We start from the raw sequence: 21,278 nt of genomic DNA on the forward strand, positions 1-21,278 counted from the left end.
CAAGCTTTCCTTCCTCTCGTTCGACTTGCATGTATTAGGCATGCCGCCAGCGTTCATCCTGAGCCAGGATCAAACTCTCCATTTGATTTAGCTCTTAGATGTCTCTGACATCTTTCTTTACAATTGTTTGTTTGTTTGTTTCGAAATTGACGTTTTAGTTTGTATTTTTATTTCCTGTTCAGTTTTCAAAGATCATCTGCACCTCAGCAGTGCTCATCTATATTACCAAATACTTTTCGCTTCGTCAAATGTTTTTTAATTTTTTTCATATTTTTTACTGTATACGCTTACACCTAAAAACAAAAAATAGAGCCTTTCAACTCTATTTAAAATGCTCATAAGCAATACGATTGATATTTGCCATAACATCGGCACCTTTATCCCCTAAACTCGTTAAAACAACTATACTATATGATGTATTACATTCTACAAAACCAACACTATTTAAAGCATAATCATACATACCATACTTTTGAGGCATACTCAATTGTGTATCCCTATCTAGATATTCACCTGGTTCTGCCTTTTCCATATTTTTAATCAAAACTTTATAGTCTTCTTTATGATCATATAAATATGTCACCACATCATTCATTGTATTAACCGTTGTAACATTATCCATTGTATAATAATTCTCGCTGATAGAATTTGTATATTTTGTCATTGCTTCCTTATATTCTTTCCAGCCACCAAGATTTTCATATAAAATATGACCCGCATCATTATCAGAGTATATTATTAAATCATTTAAAAGATCACTTAAAGGAACTTGACTACCGATACCATAATTCGAACTAATAACCCCTGCACCCTCATGCATATATCCACTATATGTAAATGTTGAATCTAATGTATACTCACCCTCATTTATTTTATCATAATATAGCATTGCCAATGGTAATTTATAAATACTCGCTGCAATAAACTCATCCTTCTCATTCATACTATATTTAATGTTATGTTCTAAATCTGTGATACAGTATGCTTCTTTTTCATGATCAATACCATTCTCTTGAAAATACGCTTCTATATCTTTTGCCAAAGACATATCAACAAATTGACTATTATCTTTATTTTCAACTTCCTTATTTTGATCTTCTCCGATTTCAGATATCCCCTGATATGCCTTTTTCTCAGTGTTCTTCATTTCAACCGCAAATACACATAGTACAATTAATAATGCAGATAATAGAGAAATAATAATAATTTTGTTTTTCTTATCCATGATAGACCCTTCCAAACTATGAAAAAGAGTCTATACAGACTCTTTTATATATTAATGTTTAAAATGACGAACCCCTGTAAATACCATTGCGATGCCATGTTCATTACATTCATCAATTGAAAGTTGATCCTTAATAGATCCACCCGGCTGAATGATTGCAGTCACACCCGCTTTGATAGCTTCTTGAACTGTATCTGGCATTGGGAAGAAAGCGTCACTTGCCAATACAGAACCTTTCGCCTTTTCACCAGCCTGTTCAATCGCAATCTTAGCTGCACCAACACGGTTCATTTGTCCTGCACCAACGCCAATTGTCATATCATCTTTTACCAAGACAATCGCATTTGATTTTACATGCTTAACAACTTTCCACCCAAACAACAATTGTTTGATTTCTTCCTCTGTAGGTTTACGGTTTGTCACACATGTTAAATCTTCCTCATTAATTGTATGCTGATCCATCTCTTGAACCAATAGACCATCATTAACATTTGTATATTTTAACGCACTTGAAACAGATAAGCTAGTATCTAACTTCATTAATCGAATATTTTTCTTACGAGTTAAGATTTCCAACGCTTCGTCAGAGAAGTCTGGCGCAATAATGATTTCCAAGAAAATCTTAGATAATTTTTCTGCTAATCCCTTTTCAACCTTTGCGTTCAACGCTACGATACCACCAAAAATCGAAATTGAATCAGCTTCATAAGCTTTATCCCAAGCCGCTTCAATATTTTCACCAATACCAACTCCACATGGATTCATGTGTTTTACACCTACAGCTGCATATTGACCTTCAAAATCTTTTAAGATTTCAATAGCCGCATTTCCATCCTGAATATTGTTGTAAGACAATTCTTTACCATGAAGCTGAGTCGCATTTGCCAAAGAATATTGAGGATTCATTCCTTTATAGAAAGCAGCCTTTTGATGAGGATTTTCACCATAACGCAAGTCTTGAACCTTATCAAAAGTAATTGTCATACTTTCTGGGAATTCTTCATGTGTTTTCTTCGTTAAATAATCTGCGATCATCGCATCATAGCGAGCTGTATGACGGAATACTTTTGCAGCTAAACGCTCACGCGTTTCCAATGTTGTTTCTTGGTTTTCTCTAATTTCTTCAAGAACTTTATCATAATCTTTTGGATCACAAAGAACCGGAATGCTTTGATAGTTTTTAGAAGCACTACGAAGCATACTTGGACCACCAATATCAATATTTTCAATAATTTCTTCGTGTGTTACACCTGGTTTTAATACAGTTTCTTTAAAAGGATATAGATTCACACAAACCAAATCAATATACTCAATTCCTAATTCTTGTAATTGACGTACATGATCTGGGTTTGAACGAACACAAAGTAATGCACCATGAACTTTTGGATGTAAAGTTTTCACACGACCATCCATAATTTCTGGAAAACCAGTCACATCACTGATTCCAATTGGATGAATTCCAGCTGCCTCAAGAGCTTTTTTTGTTCCTCCAGTAGAAATGATTTCATATCCACAATCTACTAATCCTTGTACAAATTCAACTAAACCAGTTTTATCGGATACACTTACTAATGCTCGCTTCATTATTTTTCCTCCTCTATACTTTTTGCGACTTGTTCAATGACTTGCCAGAACAAATCATATTCCATCGCATGTACATGCGATTCTAATGTTTCAAGATCCCAAGATGGGTCGATTGCTACTCTTTCTTGACGAATAATAGGACCTGTATCTACACCTTCGTCTACGAAATGAACTGTAACTCCAGTTTGTGCTACTTTTGCCTCATACGCATCTGCAATACTATGAGCTCCTGGAAATTCAGGTAAATAAGCCGGATGTAAATTGATGATACGATTCGGATAAGCGCTCAATAAAGTGTGTCCAATAAAACGCATATATCCACTTAACACAATCAAATCAACCTTTTTTTCTTTTAATACCTCTAAGATTGCCGCTTCATAACCCGCTTTACCATCATATCCCTTTGGATTAAAATAAAACTCTTCTACTCCATGATTATGCGCACGAACTCTAGCATACGCATTTTCTTTATCCGCAATCAAACATGCACAATTCACATGTAAAGAACCATCTTCAATATGTGACAAGATTGTTTCAAAGTTAGTACCTGAACCACTCGCAAATACCGCAATATTTACCATTGGACATCTACCTGCCCTGTTTCAGTTACTTTACCAACCACATAGCTAGGTTCATTGATTTCATTTAAGGCAGCTTGAACTTTTTCAACATCTGCTGGATCTACAGCCATCACAAAGCCAAGTCCCATATTAAATACGTTGTACATTTCTTTCATAGAAATATCTCCATTTTTTTGAATCAAATCAAAAATTGGAGGTTTTGGGAATGCCTTTGTATCAATTTCAACACCCATACCCTCTTTTAACATACGAGGTACGTTTTCGTAGAATCCACCACCTGTGATGTGGCTGCAAGCTTTTAATGTAATCCCCGATGCTTTAATATGTTTTAATGCTTTTACATAAATTTTTGTAGGAGCCAATAATGCCTCTCCTAAAGTTTTACCTAATTCATCATAATATGTATTTAATGATTCTTCTGTAATATCAAATACATTACGAACCAATGAGAAACCATTACTGTGAACACCTGTTGAAGGAAGTCCAATCAAGACATCTCCTACATTTAGATCCTTACCAGTAATCATATCTTTTTTATCGCATACACCAACGGCAAAACCTGCTAAATCATAATCTTCTTCTGGCATTAAACCTGGATGTTCTGCAGTTTCTCCACCAATCAAAGCAGCTTCAGATTGTAAACAACCTTCAGACACACCCTTCACAATGTCCGCAATTTTTTCTGGAACATTCTTTCCACATGCGATGTAATCCAAGAAGAACAGTGGTTCTCCACCTGCACATGCGATATCATTCACACACATCGCAACGGCATCAATTCCAATTGTATCATGCTTATTCATAACCATCGCAAGTTTAACTTTTGTACCACAACCATCTGTACCAGAAAGTAATACAGGCTCTTCCATATCTTTAATTTTAGATAATGAGAAAGCGCCAGAGAAACCTCCAAGTCCTCCTAACACTTCTGGGCGCATTGTTTTCTTAACATGCTCCTTAATCAATTCAACAGATTTATATCCTGCCTCTAAACTAACGCCTGCTGCTGCATAATGTTCTGCCATACTCTACTCCTTTACCTCATCTTTATAATCTTGTAAATCTTCTGGATATTCACCTGTACAACAAGCTAAACAGCTTGTTTCAGGCACACACTTTTTAAAGTTTTCAACACTTAAGAAACGCAATGAATCCACCTGGAACAATTGTTCCATATCATCTACTGTATAGTTAAATGCCGCCAAATCTTTTTGTGCCGTTGAGTCCGCTCCATATAAACAAGGATATCTCAACATTGGCGAAGCTATACGTAAATGCACTTCTTTTGCGCCTGCCTCTTTTAATAATTGACAAATTCGACGTGATGTAAAACCTTTCACAACACTATCATCTATTAAATAAACTCTTTTATCTTTAACAACCGAACTGATCGCATTTAAACGAACACGCATACCTTGCATTCTTTGTTGTTCTGTCGGACGAATAAATGTAGAACCAATATAACGGTTTTTAATCAATCCCGTTTCATATGGTACATTCAATGTTCTGGCAAAACTTGCAGCTGCACTTAAAGCTGAATCAGGAACACCAACAACGATATCCGCTTCAATATTCTCTTCTTTAGCTAAATAATAACCACATTGTTTTCTTACTTCATGAACCGTTAAACCATTATGAACGCTATCCGGTCTAGAATAATATACATACTCTAAAGCACAAGCCTTCGTTTCTGCTTCTTCAATAATTTGACTAGACTTCATACCTTCGCAATTGAAACAAATCAATTCACCTGGATTTACTTCACGAATAAATTCTCCACCAAGAATTGGGAACGAACAAGTTTCGCTACTGATACAATATCCTTCATCTACCTTGGCAATATATAAAGAGCGAATACCATGAGGATCTCTTACTACGTACAAACTGTCTTTTGTGACAACCATGAATGTATAAGCACCACTCATCATACGACAAGCTTTCGCAATTTTTTCTTCAAAAGAACCTGGATTCAACTGAATCAAATGTGCTAATAATTCTGAATCACTTGTTCCTTGAAAGATCAATCCTTCATTTTCTAATTTCGTTCTTAAAGAAATCGCATTCGTGATCATCCCACTTGATACAACCGCAAAATATCTTTGGTGACTACGCACCATAATCGGCTGAACATTTTCTAATTGAGAATCATTTTTTGTGGCCATACGAAGTTGACCAATCGCAATATCACCCTCCAAAGAATTTAATGTATCTTGTTTTAAATTCTCAGATAATAATCCTAATCCCTTTTTACAAACAACATTTTCTCTATCACTAACAGCCACACCAACACCATCTTGTCCACGATGCTGAATGGCATGCATTGCTAAATAGATGTTCTGGGCGGCTTGTTCTACATTGAACAAGCCTACGATCCCAGAAGAATCTTGAACTACCTTTTGCATCGTCATTCTACTTCACCTGCTTATGTGTAAAGTAACGAACACCATTTGCGAAAATATCCTGGTCTTTATTTCCAGCAATATTCTGGAACAAGCCTTTTTCATAACGCTCACTGTGACCCATCTTACCAAAGATTTTTCCATCTTCAGAGAAGATACCTTCGATTGCCATACTTGAACCATTCAAGTTGTCTTTTCCATCCATTGTTGGAACACCCTTTTCATTTACATATTGTGTTGCAACCTGACCATTTTCAATCAATTTATTTAATACTTCTTCACTCGCAACAAATTTACCTTCACCATGACTAACAGCAACTGAATATACGCTTCCAGCTTTCATACCTGCAAGCCAAGGAGAAGCATTACTTGTAATACGAGTACGTGCAATATGAGAAACGTGACGATTGATATTATTTCTAAATAATGTTGGATTTTCCGCATCCAATTTTTCAATATCACCATAAGGCAATAATCCAGATTTGATCAATGCCTGGAATCCATTACAGATACCTAAAATCAAACCATCATTTGCACGCATTGTATCAATTGCTTGTGCAATCTTTGGATTTCTTAATACATTCGCAATAAATTTACCTGAACCATCTGGTTCATCACCACTACTAAATCCACCAACAATCATTAAGATTTGTGCTGTACTAATTTCTTTGGCTAAAGTTTCGATACTCTTTTGAATGTTTTCTACAGTTAAGTTATTAAATACAATTTGTTTAACTTCTGCACCAGCACGTTCAAACTTAGCTGTTGTATCAAATTCACAGTTTTGTCCAGGGAAAATAGGAATAATTACTTTTGGTTTTTCCACAACAACCTTAGACATTGGTACTTCTGCATCATTTAATGGAGTTTCTAAAGTATCTTTTCCTTCATCCACGATCATTGGATAAATTTCACTATAACGCTTTGTCCAAGCCTTTAATGCATCTTCAATTTCAACAGTTTCATCATTTAATACAATCTTAGAATCATCATTTAAAATACCAATCAATTCTAAATGTTCATCTTGAATGCTTTCTGTAGCTTCCACAATCATTGAACCCAAATTGAATCCATATACATCTTCTTCTGTGCTGATCGCAACACCAACTTTAGATCCAAATGCCATTTTCGCAATAGTTGCACCTAGACCACCAAATTTAATTGTGCTTGCCGCAACAATTTTCTTTTCTTGCATTAATTTATGAACCGTTTCAAAATTTTCTTTTAATTGTTCATAATTTGGAACATTATTTTTAACTGGCGTATGCTTTACCAAATATACATAGTCTCCGGGATTTTTAAATGAAGCCGAAACAATATCATCTGTTTTAGCTGTAGTTACCGCAAATGTAATCACTGTTGGAGGTACATGAATATCTTTATACGTTCCACTCATAGAGTCTTTTCCACCAATACTTGGTGTTTCAAATGCCAATTGAGCATCAATCAAACCTAATAAAGCTTCAAATGGTTGTCCCCATTTTTGTGCATCGGCACCTAAACGTTCAAAATATTCCTGATTTGATAAACGACACTTCTTATAGTCAGCACCCAATGCTGTGATACGAGCTAATGCTTCAACAACTGAATAACTAGCACCTAAATATGGAGAATATTTAGATACTTTTGGATCATATCCATATGTCATAACCGAACAAGTGTTTGTCATTCCATGCACTGGCAATTTTTGTACAGAACCTTCTTCAGGAGTTAATTGATATTTACCTCCAAAAGGCATCAACACTGTACTCTTACCAATAGAAGCGTCAAACATTTCTGCCAAACCAATTTGACTTGCGACATTCGCATCTTGTAATACTGTATTTAAATCTGAGTTTACTGCATCAAATGGATGTTCATCATATTCATTTTCGCAAACATCAACAATCTGGTGCTGGCGAACACCGTTCGTATCCAAGAATGCACGAGACATATCAACAATTGTTTTCCCACGCCATTTCATGACTAAACGATTTGTATCTGTTACATCTGCAACTTTGATAGCTTCTAAGTTTTCTTTATACGCTTCTTCTTTGAATTTTTCAAAATCCTTAGCCTCGATACATACAGCCATACGCTCTTGTGATTCACTAATAGCTAATTCTGTACCATCTAAGCCTTGATATTTAACTGGAACTGCATCTAAGTTGATATTCAATCCATCTGCAAGTTCACCTACGGCAACACTAACTCCACCTGCTCCAAAGTCATTCGCCTTTTTAATTAATTTTGTACAAGTAGGATTTCTAAATAAACGCTGTAATTTACGTTCAATCAAGGCATTTCCCTTTTGAACTTCACTTGAACATTTTTCCAAACTTGTTTCATTATGTTCTTTACTAGAACCTGTAGCTCCACCGATTCCATCACGACCAGTAGCTCCACCAATCATAACGATAATATCGCCAGCTTCTGGTTTTTCACGTTTAACATGTGATTTAGGAGCCGCACCTACAACAGCACCAACTTCCATACGTTTCGCAACATAGCCATCATCATAAATTTCATCTACAAATGTAGTTGCCAAACCAATTTGGTTACCATAACTTGAATAACCTTGAGCAGCGGTTTTTGAAATCTTAGATTGAGGCAATTTGTGCTCTAATGTTTCACTAATTGATTTTGTGATGTCTCCAGCCCCCGTAATACGCATAGCTTGATATACATAGCTACGTCCTGATAATGGATCACGAATAGCTCCACCAATACATGTACTTGCTCCACCAAATGGTTCAATTTCTGTTGGGTGATTATGTGTTTCATTTTTAAACATCAACAACCATTGTTCATCTTTTCCATCTACATCCACTGTAATTTCTACACTGCAAGCATTGATTTCATCGGTAATCTCCATATCATCAAGTTTACCTTGTTTACGAAGATACTTGCCGGCGATAGTAGCCATGTCCATCAATGTTTTTTCTTTACGATTTCCATGAACTTCCTGACGTAATTTTAAATATTTATCATAAGAAGCCTGTAACTCATCTGACAATGTATCCAAATGGAAATGTACATCATCTAATACAGTTTCAAAAGTAGTATGACGGCAGTGATCTGACCAATATGTGTCTAGAACACGAAGTTCAGTCATTGTGCAATCTCTTTTTTCTTCCTTTTCAAAATAACGTTGAACATGCTCAATGTCCGCTTGAGACATGGCCAACCCTAAAGTCTGACGTAAAGAATCTAATTCTTCTTTCGTCTTTGTTGTAAATCCTTCTAATACAGGAACATCTTTTACTTCAACGTCCTGATCATCTACTAATACAGAAAGGTCTTTAACGCGCGCTTCAACAGGGTTAACAATATAATGTGTAATTTTATTAAGTGTTTCTTCATCTACTGGGTTTGCGAACACTAATAAAGTCCCTGAATGAATACGTACTGTTTGTTTGTTGTTCAAAAGCATCAAACATTGCATTGCACTGTCTGCTCTTTGATCATATTGACCTGGCAAAAATTCATATGCCAAATATGATTTACCTGTTAAATCTACAGAATCATATACATCATCTGTAACAACTTCGCTACAAACATTTTTCTTCAATAATTCAATATCATTTTCGTCGGCATCAAAAATATCATATAAATTGTATTTTGTAAGACCAAAATTTTCTTTTAAAGATAAAGATTGTCTTAATTCAGCAGCTAACGATTCACTTTCAACTTGAAACTGTTCTTTTTTATGAACAAAAATACGAGTATCCATTTCTTTCTCCTTATTCAACAATTGACTGTTCTAATACTTTTTGTGCTTGTTCTTTTTTAAACGCAACAATTTTATCCTGTAATGACTTATCATTTAGCCCAATCATCTGGCAAGCTAAAATAGCTGCGTTTCTTGCCCCTGATTTTCCAATTGCGACAGTCGCAACAGGAACACCTTGAGGCATTTGTACTGTCGATAATAATGAATCCAATCCACCTAAAGCAGATGTCTGAATAGGGATTCCAATAACTGGCAACGGTGTAGAGCTAGCTAAAACTCCAGCTAAATGTGCTGCTCCTCCAGCTGCCGCAATAATAACCTGAATTCCACGTTCACACGCTGTTTTTGACAATTCCAAAACCGCTTCCGGCGTACGGTGAGCACTTAACACACGAACTTCATAGCCAACTTGAAAATCGTCTAATTGTTTCATGCAGCCTTCCATACTAGGTAAGTCTGAACGAGAACCCATCACAATTAAAACACGCTTTGTTTCCATAAATGACCTTCCTTTCAAAACAAAAAAAGCGCACCTATAGTAGGCGCGCTTAAAAAAGCAATTCTTCTCTATCAATTGTGGTAAATCTTCTTAAGACCATAAGTAAGACCTCCAAAATCAGAAAAACACTTCTGCAATATTATAATACCTAAAATCAACTCAAATGACAACCTATATTTCATGAAAGTTATGCTCTAGGCATAAACAATTTATATTTTCTTAAATCAAATATATAAAATTTCTCCCCATACAAGAAAATCCTGCACCAACATTAAGTTAGTACAGGACTATATTTTGCCCTAATATCCATTAGGATACATCATATGTTATTTATTCACAATATAAGCCGTCGCAATGGATTGAGCCCAATTATAAATAGATGTTGTATGCATTCCTTTGATATTCTTGTTTCTTAAGCAATATGTCTTAGTAGAGTCTACAGGTAAATAACCACACAATTCACTTTGTCGAACTAAAGCATTATGATAATTCTCTTTAGATACATCATTATCGGATGTATACATACCAGCATCTAGATAAGCATCTAGTTGTTCATCACTCAAACGACCAAAGTTATTTGTAGCACCTGTTCTTAAAATAAAGTTAATGCCTGTATCGTCTGGTGAGCCATAAGAGAAACCTAGATATGTTGCATCCCAACTATCTGTTTGAGCATCATCCTGCACAGTATTTATGACCGTATTAAATTCAACTGTATTGGCTTTAAAATCAATTCCAATCGCATTTAAGCATTTCTGTAAAACCGGAATCAAAGAATCCAAAGAATCCTTATCTTTATTTGCCAAGAAACGAACCGTTAATTTTTCACCATCTTTATAACGATATCCATCATCTGCCAATGTATATCCTGCATCTTCTAAGATTTGGTTTGCCTTTTCAACATCATAATCATAATAAGTGACACCATCTACTTTTTCTTCATTACGAATCATTTTTCCATTATTTAAAGAAACAGGATTTCCAAAAGTACCAGGCTTATAAGCCATACCATCAATTTGATAGTAATTATCAATATATTCTTGCGCATTAAATCCATATCCGATGGCTTTTCTTACCGCAACATCACTACAAGCTCCCACATAAGAGTTAAAGATAATAAAACTTTCACGATCACTCGGATAAGAATCAACAGATAAACTTTTATTTTTTTGTACAGATTTAATTTTATTTGCCTCAATCACATCCGGAATATAGTCCACTGTTCCATTTTCCAATTCTTTGACTTCTGTTGAAGTATCAGTCTTTTTAATCATAATCTTAGAAATTTGATACTCTCCTTTTTTCGTCTTAAACTTTGAATTTGAAACTAAACTAGCTCCACTTGTCTTCTCAAACTTCTTTAACACATAAGCGCCCGTTCCAATTGGCTTACCATTCTTCTTTTCAATACTTTCTGTTTTTCCTTTTTTATAATTTAAATATTCTGAACTACAAATCTTCTGTGTTCCAAGTGTAGAAACCGCATCAATTCTAGGCTTATCCAAATGGAAAACAACTGTATAATTATCTGGTGTTTCAACTCCAGTAAAGCTAGATGCATCTGCATCATGATATTCACTATAACCATCTAAAAAATCAACGTTGTTCGCAAAACGACCTGTATAGCTTGGATCGGCCATAATTGTAAATGTTGTCTGCACATCTTTTGAAGTAAACTTGGATCCATCACTAAAATGGATGCCTTTCTTTAATTTAAAAGTCATTGTCTTGCCATCTTCACTGATTTCAGGTAAGGACTTAGCCAAATCTGCAACTAACTCTCCTTTTTTGTTGTATTTCAACAACCCTTGATAAACCAAATCAACGACATAAGAATCATTTGTCGTTTGGTAATACATGGGCGAAAAAGTTCCATTCATTTCTGAACTCAACCCAACTGTCAACACTTGATCATTACCTGCAGCTTTTGCGCTACATCCACACATCAACAAAGCCATTCCACATGCTAATAAATTTTTATACATTCTCTTTTACCTCCTAATTATTTATTCTTTGTACCACCACCAGTCAGCTAACACTTTTCATCACTCTCCTTATAAATAAAAAATCCTGCATCAAATTAAAAATTTGACACAGGACAGAATATCAAAATAATCTGCGGTACCACCTGAATTGGTATACTTATACCCACCTCTAGAATGCCATCACATTCGATCCATTTAACGCACGGAACACGTCGCAGCTACTCAGAAACACTTTTCACCTTGCCCTTGAAAGTCCATTTGCTAAGTCGTAATAATCTAGCTTCCACCCTGACTAGAATCTCTTTGTATACGGTCCTTAGTTTGATCTCTTTCGCATCGGTTGTCTATAGGATACACCAAATAAAATCTGTTTTCAACATTTTTTCAAGTTATTTACATTTTTTTCAAGAAAAAGAGATATGTCTCCATATCCCTTTCGTATTAATCGTCAATATAAGCTGTAGCCATTGATTGTGACCAAATAAATGTAGAAGATGTATTCAAACCTTTTACTTTCTTATTACGTAAACAATACGTTTGTACACCATCTGTTGGTAAGTATGCACATAGTTCTGCTTGACGAACATAAGCCTTTAAGTAAGCAGCAGCTGAAGCCTCTTTATCAGCTGTATAAGCACCTGCAGCTAAGTATGAATCTAATTCATCATCTTTTAAACGAGCGAAGTTATTTACACCCTTCGATTGAATCAAGTAATCAACACCTGTATCTTCAGGACTTCCATAAGAGAATCCTAAGTAAGATACATCCCAATCACCAACAGCTGAATCATCACCTACAGTTGAAATAACTGTATTAAATTCTACAGTATTTGCCTTGAAGTCGACACCAAGTTCGCCCCATTGTTTTTGTAACATAGGAATCAATGTATCCATCGCATCTTTTTCTTTTGTAGCCAAGAACTTAATGCTTAATTTTTGACCATTTTTTTCACGAATACCATCACTACCAACAGTCCATCCCACATCATCTAAGATTTGTTTAGCTTTTTCTACATCATAATCATAGTAAGTAGCACCATCTACTTTTTCTTCACCACGAATATAAGCGCCATTTGCCCCAGATACTGGGTTACCAAACATGCCTGGTACATATGCCAATTTTGCATCTTTATCATCTAATTTATAATAGCTTGCGATATAGGCTTCACGATCAAATCCATAAGCCAAAGCTTGACGAACAGCCTGATCTTGGCATGCACCTGCAGCTGTATTCATAAACAAGAAGTCTTCACGATCACTTGGATACGAATCCATAGTCAAACCTTTATCTTTGTCTTTGGCAACTGTGTTGATTTTATTCGCATCTACTACATCTGGAATATAATCGACAGTTCCATTTTCTAATTCTTTGATTTCAGTCGAAGTCTCCGTTTTCTTGATCATAATCTTAGAAATCTGATATTCTCCATCTTTGGCTTCAAAATTTTCATTTCGATCCAATGAAGCTCCCTCTGTTTTAGAGAATGATTTTAATTTATAAGGACCTGTTCCAATAGGATTACTATTGTTCTTTTCAACATTCGAAGTTTTTCCCTTCTTATACTTCAATGTTTTTGCACTACAAATTTTTTGTGTTCCCAAAGTCGATTCTGCATCGATTTTTGGTTTAGACATGCGGAATACAACGGTATAATCATCCGGTGTTTCAATACCTGAGACATCTTTGGCATCTCCATCATGATATTCGCTATATCCATTTAAGAAATCAACATTACTTGAAAAACGTCCTGTATAGCTTGGATCGGCCATAACGCTAAACGTTGCCTTTACATCTTTTGAAGTAAATTTAGATCCATCACTGAATTTAACACCTTTCTTCAATTTAAATGTCATTGTTGTTCCATCATCACTAATAGTAGGCAGTTCCTCTGCTAATTCTGGAACTAAATTGGCATCCTTGTCATATGCCAATAATCCTTGATATACCAAGTTAACAACATTCGAATCGTTTACCGTTTGATAATACATGGGAGAAAAATCTCCATTCATTTCTGTAAACAATCCAACTGTTAATGTTTGTTCTTTACCAGAACCTGATCCCCCTGCAGAACATCCTGCAAGTACAAATGCCATGCCTAGGGCACATACACTTCTCTTATTCATAATTCTTCCTCTTCTCTTTTATGTAAATCATTATAATATTTTCTGTAACTATTTCAATTACTTTTTCATTTAATTTCTGTAACAATATAATTTATTTTATATAAAAGAAAAAAGCCTATCTTTTATGATAAGCTTCATATAATTCATTCTTTTTGCAAGCCATTTCTTTAGCAACTAAACCAATAGCTTCTTTTGTACGCATTCCAGATTCAATATATTCATCCACTTTCGTAATGGCTGTATACATATCAAATACAACGTCATCTTGTTTAAAGCCATCCATGACAATAACCATTTCACCTTTACAAGTAGCCGCTACTTCTAACACTTCTTCAATCGTTCCACGAATATATTCTTCGTGCACTTTTGTAAGTTCTCTAGCTAAACACATTTGACGATTTCCCAATACTTCCAACATATCTTGTAAAGTATCCTCAATACGATGAGGTGCTTCATAGAAAATAGTTGTATAAGGAATTGTTTTGATTTCTTCTAGCTGTTTCTTTCTTTTTGAACTCTTATTGTCTAAAAAGCCATAGAACAAATAGTGATAACAACTCAATCCACTCGCAACCAATGCATTCATAGCTGCGTTGGCACCTGAAACAGAAACTACATTAAATCCATGCGAAATGGTTTCTTGAACTAATTTCTGTCCTGGATCTGAAACCAAAGGGTAGCCTGCATCGGAAACTACCGCAACATTTTCGCCATTTTCTAATCGTTCAATGATTTTAGGAATACTGACCTGTTGATTATGTTCATGATGCGACATCAACATTGTATCAATTCCATATGCCATTAAAAGTTTTTTTGTATTACGCGTATCCTCAGCTGCAATGACACTCACTTCTTTTAAAATATCCAAAGCTCTAGGTGTCATTTCCTGCAAATTTCCAATAGGTGTAGGAACCAAATACAATGTGGAAACATCCGATTCAAAACTCTTCTGTCTAATCATTAATTAATTCCTTGTCTGGCCACAATTCTTTGAAATCCACAAACAAGACTTCTTCTTTGTTCTCTAACTTAGCCTGTTTTTGAAGAACGTTCATACTTGAAATACGATACTTCTTGTCTTTATATGCCACAGTTGAATTGATTTTTGGCAAATCCTTGCGCATTCTTGTATATTCTTCATTTTCAAAACGTAAACAACACATTAGTTTTCCACACTGTCCACTCAACTTTTGAATATTCAATGCCAACAACTGGTTTTTAGCCATATTGATTGATACCGTATCAAAATCTGACATGAATCTTGAGCAGCAGCACTCCATACCGCAGTTTCCAATTCCACCGACAATTTTAGCCTTGTTTCTTGGACCCACTTGTCTTAATTCTATACGACAATGTAAGTGTTGTGCTAGATCTTTCAATAGTTGTCTAAAATCTACACGATCATCAGATACATATGTAAAAATAACTTTTGTACGATCCAATGTATATTCAGAACTAATCAAATGCATATCCAACTTCAAATTTGCGACACACTCGTGACAAATCTTCATAGCTTCTTTAGCTCTTTCTACATTTTCCTCTTTACACTTAATATCTTCGGGTGTTGCCTTACGCAATACCGGCTTGATATCTCCTTTTACTTTGGAAGCATCAAAATCAACGGTAGGGACACAAACCTTTCCTAATTCTTGTCCACGTACCGTTTCTACAACAACGATATCATTTGTATAGTATTTTACATTTGACCCGAAAGTGTAGGCTTTTTTTGATTCTTCAAACTGAATATAAACAATATATTTATATGTTACTTTTCCTTCTGTATTCACTAAATCACAGCCTTCCTAATATCATAATAAAGCTTATCCATAAATAAACCTAAATCGACTGGTCGATATAACATATCCATATTCTCAATCAAAATCGAATATAGTTTTACTTTTTTTTCTAAAGGTAAATTTACCCTATCATTTTTTACATAGAATAAAACCCATTGAATCCACAATTGTATCCAATCCTTATTCATGCGTTCAGACTTACTCACAAATACACTTGTCTGCATCTTTTCAATTTGTGCAAAAGAAGATGCCTGCTCAATATATTCAAGTGCAACTTGTTTTAACTCTTCAAAATCAGGCAAAGACAACAATTCAATAGCCTTATCATACGTATATCCAGATTCAGCCAACATCTTTGCGTTTTCTTCACTTGTATTTTCAAGCAACAAGTGTTCACAGCTTTCCGGCTTAAAACAAATAGCCTGACATCTAGATTGAATAGTCGGTAATACATTGGATTTTTCATCCGCAATTAATATACCATAAATCCCTTCACTTGGCTCCTCTAAAAACTTCAACAAGCTATTTGAAGCATCTGGCGTAGCCTTATCATAATGATCTAGAATATAGATTCTGGCATTTTGTTTTCCTGCACTCGTTGATTCAAAAAATGCCTGTAAATCCACTATATCTTTCTTTTTAATACGATCATTCGATATAATCATGTAATCTAAAGATTCTTCATTCTCTATCCGCTTACAGCTTTCACATTCTTGACACGCAAAACCATCAAAATCTGTATGTTCGCACACAATACTTTGGGCAAATAAGAGGGCTGTTTCTAATTTACTTGAACCTTTTGGTCCGTGAAATAAATAGGCATTCGCAACTTTTTTATTTTTTAAAGCATTTGACAATGTCTGATAAACGATTGGCTGTGCCTTTTTTAGATACTCTTTATTCATATTCTTTGATTACCTTTAAGACACATTCCATGGCACTTTTTAAAACCTCTTCCTTACAAGGCTCGGCATCAATCACTTCAATACGCTCTGGATACATGGATACTAATGTTTCATAGCCTTGACGCACAGCTTTATGGAATGAACTTTCTTCTTGGTCCAAACGATTCAAATCGCCACGAAGATTCATACGTTTTTTACCCGTTTCTACACTAACGGATAAAAATAGAGTCTTTTCAGGCATACATCCATCAATCGCAAACTGATTGATATCCCATACTTCTTTTAAACCTATTCCTCGTGCAATTCCTTGGTATGCCAAACTTGAATCAATGAAGCGATCACACAATACGATCTTCTTATTTTCCAATGCTGGAAGAACAACTTCTTTTAAATGTTGTCTACGACTTGCCGCATATAATAATGCTTCTGTACGATCATCCATTTCTGTATTGTTTACATCTAATAATATATTACGAATGGATTCAGCAATCTTGCTTCCGCCTGGCTCACGAGTATAAATGCAGTCGTATCCCATTTTGATCAATTCTTCTTGTACCGCTTTACATACGGTTGTTTTTCCTGATCCATCATTTCCTTCAAATGTTATAAATACACCTTGTTTCATATTTTTCCTCACCATATATATTCAATAATTATTATTTTCTAATATCTATTTCTCATTTAAACATAGCGTTCTTCGGTTTTCAAGTGATTATTAATATCATATTTTACGGTTTTCAACTATATTCAGACATCAAAAAATACAGTTTTCAAAAAAATACCCATAAGAATTCAACTTATGGGTATTTCTTAATTATAATGTTTTTCCTGTCAACATTGTGTAAGCTTGAAGATATTTTTCAATAGTCTTATCCACAATCTCTTGAGGAAGTGTCCAGTCATTACCTGGATTTGCCTTTAGCCAGTCACGCGCAAATTGTTTGTCAAATGATGGTTGCGAATGACCCGCTTCATATCCATCTGCAGGCCAGAAACGAGAACTATCAGGAGTTAACATTTCATCGCCAATAACGATATTACCATTTTCGTCTAAACCAAATTCAAATTTTGTATCCGCAATAATAATCCCTTTGCTTAAAGCATATTCAGCACATTTTTTATATAAAGCGATTGTACAATCTTTGATCTTAGTTGCATATTCTTCACCATGTCCTGGGAAGTGTTTTTCTAAGTGCGCAATACTTTGTTCAAAAGAAATGTTTTCATCATGATCACCAATTTCAGCCTTTGTACTAGGTGTATAAATTGGTTCTGGAAGTTTTTGTGATTCTTGTAATCCTTCTGGAAGTTCAATACCACAAACCTTTCCTGTTTCTTGGTAGCTAGCCCATCCACTACCTGTGATGTAACCACGAACAATACATTCGATTGGAAGCATGTTCAATTTACGGCATAACATTGATTTTCCTTCAAATTTTTCTTGTTGGAAATATTCCGGCATATCCTTTGTATCCACACTAATCATGTGGTTTGGTAAGATATCTCTTGTGTAATCAAACCAGAATTTTGACATCTGCGTTAAAACAGTTCCTTTTTTTGTCACCTCATTGTTTAGAATTACATCAAAACAACTGATACGATCTGTCGCAACCATAATAAGGTTGTCTTTATTGTCGTAAATCTCACGTACTTTTCCTTCTTTAATTGGTTTTAATTCCTGCATCTCGAATCTCCTTTTCTGCGTACAAGACAAAGATACAACTAAAACAAATTTAACACAATATCAAAATAAGGAAATCCTAAGATTTCCTTACAAATTTTTAACATTTAATGCACGAATCGCATTTAATACGGCAATGATCATAACGCCAACGTCCGCAAAAATCGCAAGCCACATATTCGCAATACCAATGGCACCTAAAATCAAACAAACGAGTTTAATACCAATCGCAAAATAAATATTCTCATATACAATATGAATACACTTCTTTGCGATCTTAATGGCTTTAGAAATCTTTAATGGATCATCATCCATCAAAACAATATCTGCCGCCTCAATGGCTGCATCACTGCCTAACGCACCCATCGCAATACCAATATCGGCTCTTGATAATACAGGAGCATCATTGATTCCATCTCCAACAAAGGCAAGATTTTCTTTTGGCTGTTTTAAAGATAATAGTTCTTCAACTTTATTCACCTTATCTTGAGGCAACAATTCCGAATACACTTTATCAATATGTAATTCAGAAGCCACTTTATCTGCCACACTTTTTACATCCCCAGTCAACATGACTGTTTGTTTAATGCCAGCCTTCTTTAATGCTTCAATAGCCTCTTTGGCATGTGGCTTCAACATATCCGAAATCACAATGTGACCTGCATATTTGCCATCAATAGCCATATGTACAATGGTTCCTACAGAATGGCATTCTTGATAAGGAATATTATACATCTTCATTAATTTATCATTACCTGCAAGTACTTGCACTCCATCAATTACAGCTTTAACACCATGACCACTTATTTCTTCTACATTTTCAATACGAGATTTATCGATTGTATTCCCATACGCCTTTAATAAACTTTTAGAAATAGGATGCGTCGAATAACTTTCAGCCATTGCCGCATACTCTAATAATTTCTCTTCTGGAATAGTCGCATGATGAATGCCTGCCACCTCAAATACACCTTGTGTCATTGTACCTGTTTTATCAAATACAACATATTTACAGGATGCCAAAGCCTCTAAATAGTTGGATCCTTTAACCAAAACGCCCTGATTGCTGGCACCACCAATTCCGGCAAAGAAACTCAAAGGAATACTAATCACCAATGCACATGGACAAGAAATAACTAAGAATGTTAAGGCACGATATAGCCATGTACCAAAGTCAGCAGGATTTGATATAATCAAATTGAATACAGGTGGAAGTAAAAACAATGCCAAAGCACTATAACATACGACTGGCGTATAAATTCTCGCAAAACGTGAAATAAACGCTTCTGAACGAGATTTCTTACTTGACGCATTTTCAACCAAATCCAAAATTTTTGATACAGTGGATTCCCCAAATTCTTTTGTTGTCTTAATTTTTAATAAGCCAGTCATATTGATGCAGCCACTGATTACTTTATCATTTTCACTGACTTCTCTAGGCAAGCTTTCCCCTGTTAAAGCCGCTGTATTTAGAGTAGAACTTCCTTCAACCACAATTCCATCAATAGCTACTTTTTCTCCAGGCTTAACCACAATGATTGTACCGATTTCAACTTCATCTGGATCTACCTGTTCAAGATTTCCATCCTCATCTTCAACATTGGCATAATCCGGACGAATATCCATTAATTCCGTAATGTTTTTGCGACTCTTACCTACCGCATAACTCTGGAACCATTCCCCAATCTGATAGAACAACATAACAGCTGTTGCTTCATCAAAAGATTTCAAACCAATAGCGCCTACTGTTGCGACAGCCATCAAAAAATTCTCATCAAATACCTGACGATTTCTAATTCCTTTAAAAGCCTTAAGAAGAATATCATAACCAATTTCTAGATAGGCCACTAGAAACAAAGAAATTTCAATATATTCAGGTAGTTTTGCGACCTTAATCATAATAAAAAGAATACTCGCAACAATAATTCGCTTTAACATCTTCTTCTGTTTCTTGTTCATACTTATCTCTACCTCTCCAAAAATATTAATTGTTCAATCATTCAACTATAATAATTGAAAAATAGAGATGCTTTCGCACCTTACTTTTCATTAAAAGAAAATTTCGCAATCATCTTCAACTTTTTTACAATTTTCTAAAACTCGAGCCATAACTTCTTTAGGTTGAACTCCATCTTCAAATTCAACATTCATCTTTAACATCATGAAGTTTACAACTGCACTCTTAACACCTTCTGTACTATTAGCAGCTACTTCCATTTTGTTTGCACAGTTTGCGCAATCTACATCAATCTTATAACTCTTTTTCATATTATTTTCCTCCACACTTGAATAATTGATCATATATTCAACTTTATTACACTTTCATTATATAGGATTCATACATGATGTCAATAACTTTTTGACAATTGTTCAATCATTCAACTATAATAAATAAAAAAGGAGAACATATGATTGGTACACATTGTGACTGCAAGCCTAAAAACACAGAATTAGTACAAGAAGTAAAAGAAAACATGCCGGCCTTTGATGAAATTATGAACCTATCAGATTTCTTTAAAGTCATGGGCGATAGTACACGCCTTCAGCTTTTATTATCCCTTCAACAAAGCGAAATGTGCGTATCAGATTTAGCCAACGTACTCGATATGACGAAATCTGCCGTATCACATCAATTAAAGGCACTACGCCTTTCTAAACTCATCAAATCTAGAAAAGAAGGAAAGACAGTCTACTATTCATTAGATGATGAACATATTGAAACCATTCTAGGCATGGCTTTTGATCATACAAAGGAACATTAAGAGGAAGATCGATTCTTCCTTTTTT

At 35.0% G+C, this 21,278-nt stretch carries 17 protein-coding genes and 1 rRNA gene; 1 reads left to right on the forward strand and 17 read right to left on the reverse strand.

Annotated elements, in window-relative coordinates:
• The 17 genes from H8911_RS01985 to H8911_RS02065 form a co-directional block, all read right to left on the reverse strand.
• Positions 1–85: ribosomal RNA gene (locus H8911_RS01985) — 16S ribosomal RNA — on the reverse strand; the annotation flags it as partial.
• A gap of 237 nt (positions 86–322) precedes the next feature.
• Positions 323–1,225 carry a serine hydrolase gene (locus tag H8911_RS01990; protein ID WP_186998551.1) on the reverse strand — a complete coding sequence of 301 codons (903 nt, stop codon included), beginning with the start codon at positions 1,223–1,225 and terminating at the stop codon, positions 323–325.
• A gap of 51 nt (positions 1,226–1,276) precedes the next feature.
• Complete coding sequence (purH, locus tag H8911_RS01995; protein WP_117926477.1) at positions 1,277–2,809, reverse strand: bifunctional phosphoribosylaminoimidazolecarboxamide formyltransferase/IMP cyclohydrolase; 1,533 nt, start codon at positions 2,807–2,809, stop codon at positions 1,277–1,279.
• Entirely contained in the window at positions 2,809–3,390 is a 582-nt protein-coding gene (gene purN / locus H8911_RS02000) for a phosphoribosylglycinamide formyltransferase (RefSeq protein ID WP_117926476.1), read from the reverse strand. The genes purH and purN overlap by 1 nt, the downstream gene beginning before the upstream one ends.
• Entirely contained in the window at positions 3,384–4,415 is a 1,032-nt protein-coding gene (gene purM, locus H8911_RS02005) for a phosphoribosylformylglycinamidine cyclo-ligase (protein ID WP_186998552.1), read from the reverse strand. Before purM ends, purN begins: the two co-directional genes overlap by 7 nt.
• Before the next feature lie 3 nt (positions 4,416–4,418).
• Entirely contained in the window at positions 4,419–5,798 is a 1,380-nt protein-coding gene (gene purF, locus H8911_RS02010; protein ID WP_117926474.1) for an amidophosphoribosyltransferase, read from the reverse strand.
• Between the two features lies 1 nt (position 5,799).
• Positions 5,800–9,501: a phosphoribosylformylglycinamidine synthase gene (locus H8911_RS02015; protein ID WP_186998553.1), complete on the reverse strand. Its 3,702-nt coding sequence runs from the start codon at positions 9,499–9,501 to the stop codon at positions 5,800–5,802.
• A gap of 10 nt (positions 9,502–9,511) precedes the next feature.
• Complete coding sequence (purE, locus tag H8911_RS02020; protein WP_117926472.1) at positions 9,512–10,000, reverse strand: 5-(carboxyamino)imidazole ribonucleotide mutase; 489 nt, start codon at positions 9,998–10,000, stop codon at positions 9,512–9,514.
• Between the two features lie 326 nt (positions 10,001–10,326).
• Positions 10,327–11,985, reverse strand: coding sequence for an ABC transporter substrate-binding protein (locus H8911_RS02025; protein WP_186998554.1), 1,659 nt, complete (start codon positions 11,983–11,985; stop codon positions 10,327–10,329).
• A 441-nt stretch (positions 11,986–12,426) separates the two neighbouring features.
• Complete coding sequence (locus H8911_RS02030; RefSeq protein WP_186998555.1) at positions 12,427–14,109, reverse strand: ABC transporter substrate-binding protein; 1,683 nt, start codon at positions 14,107–14,109, stop codon at positions 12,427–12,429.
• Between the two features lie 115 nt (positions 14,110–14,224).
• Entirely contained in the window at positions 14,225–15,070 is an 846-nt protein-coding gene (rsmI, locus tag H8911_RS02035; RefSeq protein WP_117925774.1) for a 16S rRNA (cytidine(1402)-2'-O)-methyltransferase, read from the reverse strand.
• Entirely contained in the window at positions 15,063–15,896 is an 834-nt protein-coding gene (gene ricT, locus H8911_RS02040; RefSeq protein WP_186998556.1) for a regulatory iron-sulfur-containing complex subunit RicT, read from the reverse strand. Before ricT ends, rsmI begins: the two co-directional genes overlap by 8 nt.
• A complete protein-coding gene (locus tag H8911_RS02045) occupies positions 15,896–16,810 on the reverse strand; it encodes a DNA polymerase III subunit (protein ID WP_186998557.1) in 915 nt (304 codons plus the stop codon). The genes ricT and H8911_RS02045 overlap by 1 nt, the downstream gene beginning before the upstream one ends.
• Entirely contained in the window at positions 16,803–17,435 is a 633-nt protein-coding gene (gene tmk / locus H8911_RS02050; protein ID WP_117925767.1) for a dTMP kinase, read from the reverse strand. The genes H8911_RS02045 and tmk overlap by 8 nt, the downstream gene beginning before the upstream one ends.
• Positions 17,436–17,624: 189 nt before the next feature.
• A complete protein-coding gene (locus H8911_RS02055) occupies positions 17,625–18,494 on the reverse strand; it encodes a phosphoribosylaminoimidazolesuccinocarboxamide synthase (protein ID WP_117925765.1) in 870 nt (289 codons plus the stop codon).
• 87 nt (positions 18,495–18,581) lie between these two features.
• Positions 18,582–20,450 carry a heavy metal translocating P-type ATPase gene (locus H8911_RS02060; RefSeq protein WP_186998558.1) on the reverse strand — a complete coding sequence of 623 codons (1,869 nt, stop codon included), beginning with the start codon at positions 20,448–20,450 and terminating at the stop codon, positions 18,582–18,584.
• Between the two features lie 90 nt (positions 20,451–20,540).
• The gene (locus tag H8911_RS02065) at positions 20,541–20,759 is read right to left on the reverse strand and encodes a cation transporter (RefSeq protein ID WP_117925762.1); all 219 of its coding nucleotides are present in this window, start codon (positions 20,757–20,759) and stop codon (positions 20,541–20,543) included.
• Between the two features lie 140 nt (positions 20,760–20,899).
• Between H8911_RS02065 and H8911_RS02070 the strand changes: the two genes are divergently transcribed.
• Entirely contained in the window at positions 20,900–21,253 is a 354-nt protein-coding gene (locus H8911_RS02070) for an ArsR/SmtB family transcription factor (protein WP_040466407.1), read from the forward strand.
• Positions 21,254–21,278: the final 25 nt, after the last annotated feature.

The organism is Holdemanella hominis (assembly GCF_014306155.1).
Classification (GTDB): Bacteria; Bacillota_I; Bacilli_A; order Erysipelotrichales; family Erysipelotrichaceae; genus Holdemanella; species Holdemanella hominis.

Excerpts from the sequence above, each read along its gene's own strand:
- H8911_RS02025 (WP_186998554.1), bottom strand. The coding sequence starts at position 11,985 with ATGTATAAAAATTTATTAGCATGTGGAATGGCTTTGTTGATGTGTGGA.
- H8911_RS02065 (WP_117925762.1), bottom strand. The coding sequence starts at position 20,759 with ATGAAAAAGAGTTATAAGATTGATGTAGATTGCGCAAACTGTGCAAAC.
- H8911_RS02015 (WP_186998553.1), bottom strand. The coding sequence starts at position 9,501 with ATGGATACTCGTATTTTTGTTCATAAAAAAGAACAGTTTCAAGTTGAA.
- purM (WP_186998552.1), bottom strand. The coding sequence starts at position 4,415 with ATGGCAGAACATTATGCAGCAGCAGGCGTTAGTTTAGAGGCAGGATAT.
- H8911_RS02055 (WP_117925765.1), bottom strand. The coding sequence starts at position 18,494 with ATGCAGGAATTAAAACCAATTAAAGAAGGAAAAGTACGTGAGATTTAC.
- H8911_RS02045 (WP_186998557.1), bottom strand. The coding sequence starts at position 16,810 with ATGAATAAAGAGTATCTAAAAAAGGCACAGCCAATCGTTTATCAGACA.
- tmk (WP_117925767.1), bottom strand. The coding sequence starts at position 17,435 with ATGAAACAAGGTGTATTTATAACATTTGAAGGAAATGATGGATCAGGA.
- purE (WP_117926472.1), bottom strand. The coding sequence starts at position 10,000 with ATGGAAACAAAGCGTGTTTTAATTGTGATGGGTTCTCGTTCAGACTTA.
- purF (WP_117926474.1), bottom strand. The coding sequence starts at position 5,798 with ATGACGATGCAAAAGGTAGTTCAAGATTCTTCTGGGATCGTAGGCTTG.
- H8911_RS02030 (WP_186998555.1), bottom strand. The coding sequence starts at position 14,109 with ATGAATAAGAGAAGTGTATGTGCCCTAGGCATGGCATTTGTACTTGCA.
- H8911_RS01990 (WP_186998551.1), bottom strand. The coding sequence starts at position 1,225 with ATGGATAAGAAAAACAAAATTATTATTATTTCTCTATTATCTGCATTA.
- H8911_RS02070 (WP_040466407.1), top strand. The coding sequence starts at position 20,900 with ATGATTGGTACACATTGTGACTGCAAGCCTAAAAACACAGAATTAGTA.
- H8911_RS02060 (WP_186998558.1), bottom strand. The coding sequence starts at position 20,450 with ATGAACAAGAAACAGAAGAAGATGTTAAAGCGAATTATTGTTGCGAGT.
- rsmI (WP_117925774.1), bottom strand. The coding sequence starts at position 15,070 with ATGATTAGACAGAAGAGTTTTGAATCGGATGTTTCCACATTGTATTTG.
- purN (WP_117926476.1), bottom strand. The coding sequence starts at position 3,390 with ATGGTAAATATTGCGGTATTTGCGAGTGGTTCAGGTACTAACTTTGAA.
- purH (WP_117926477.1), bottom strand. The coding sequence starts at position 2,809 with ATGAAGCGAGCATTAGTAAGTGTATCCGATAAAACTGGTTTAGTTGAA.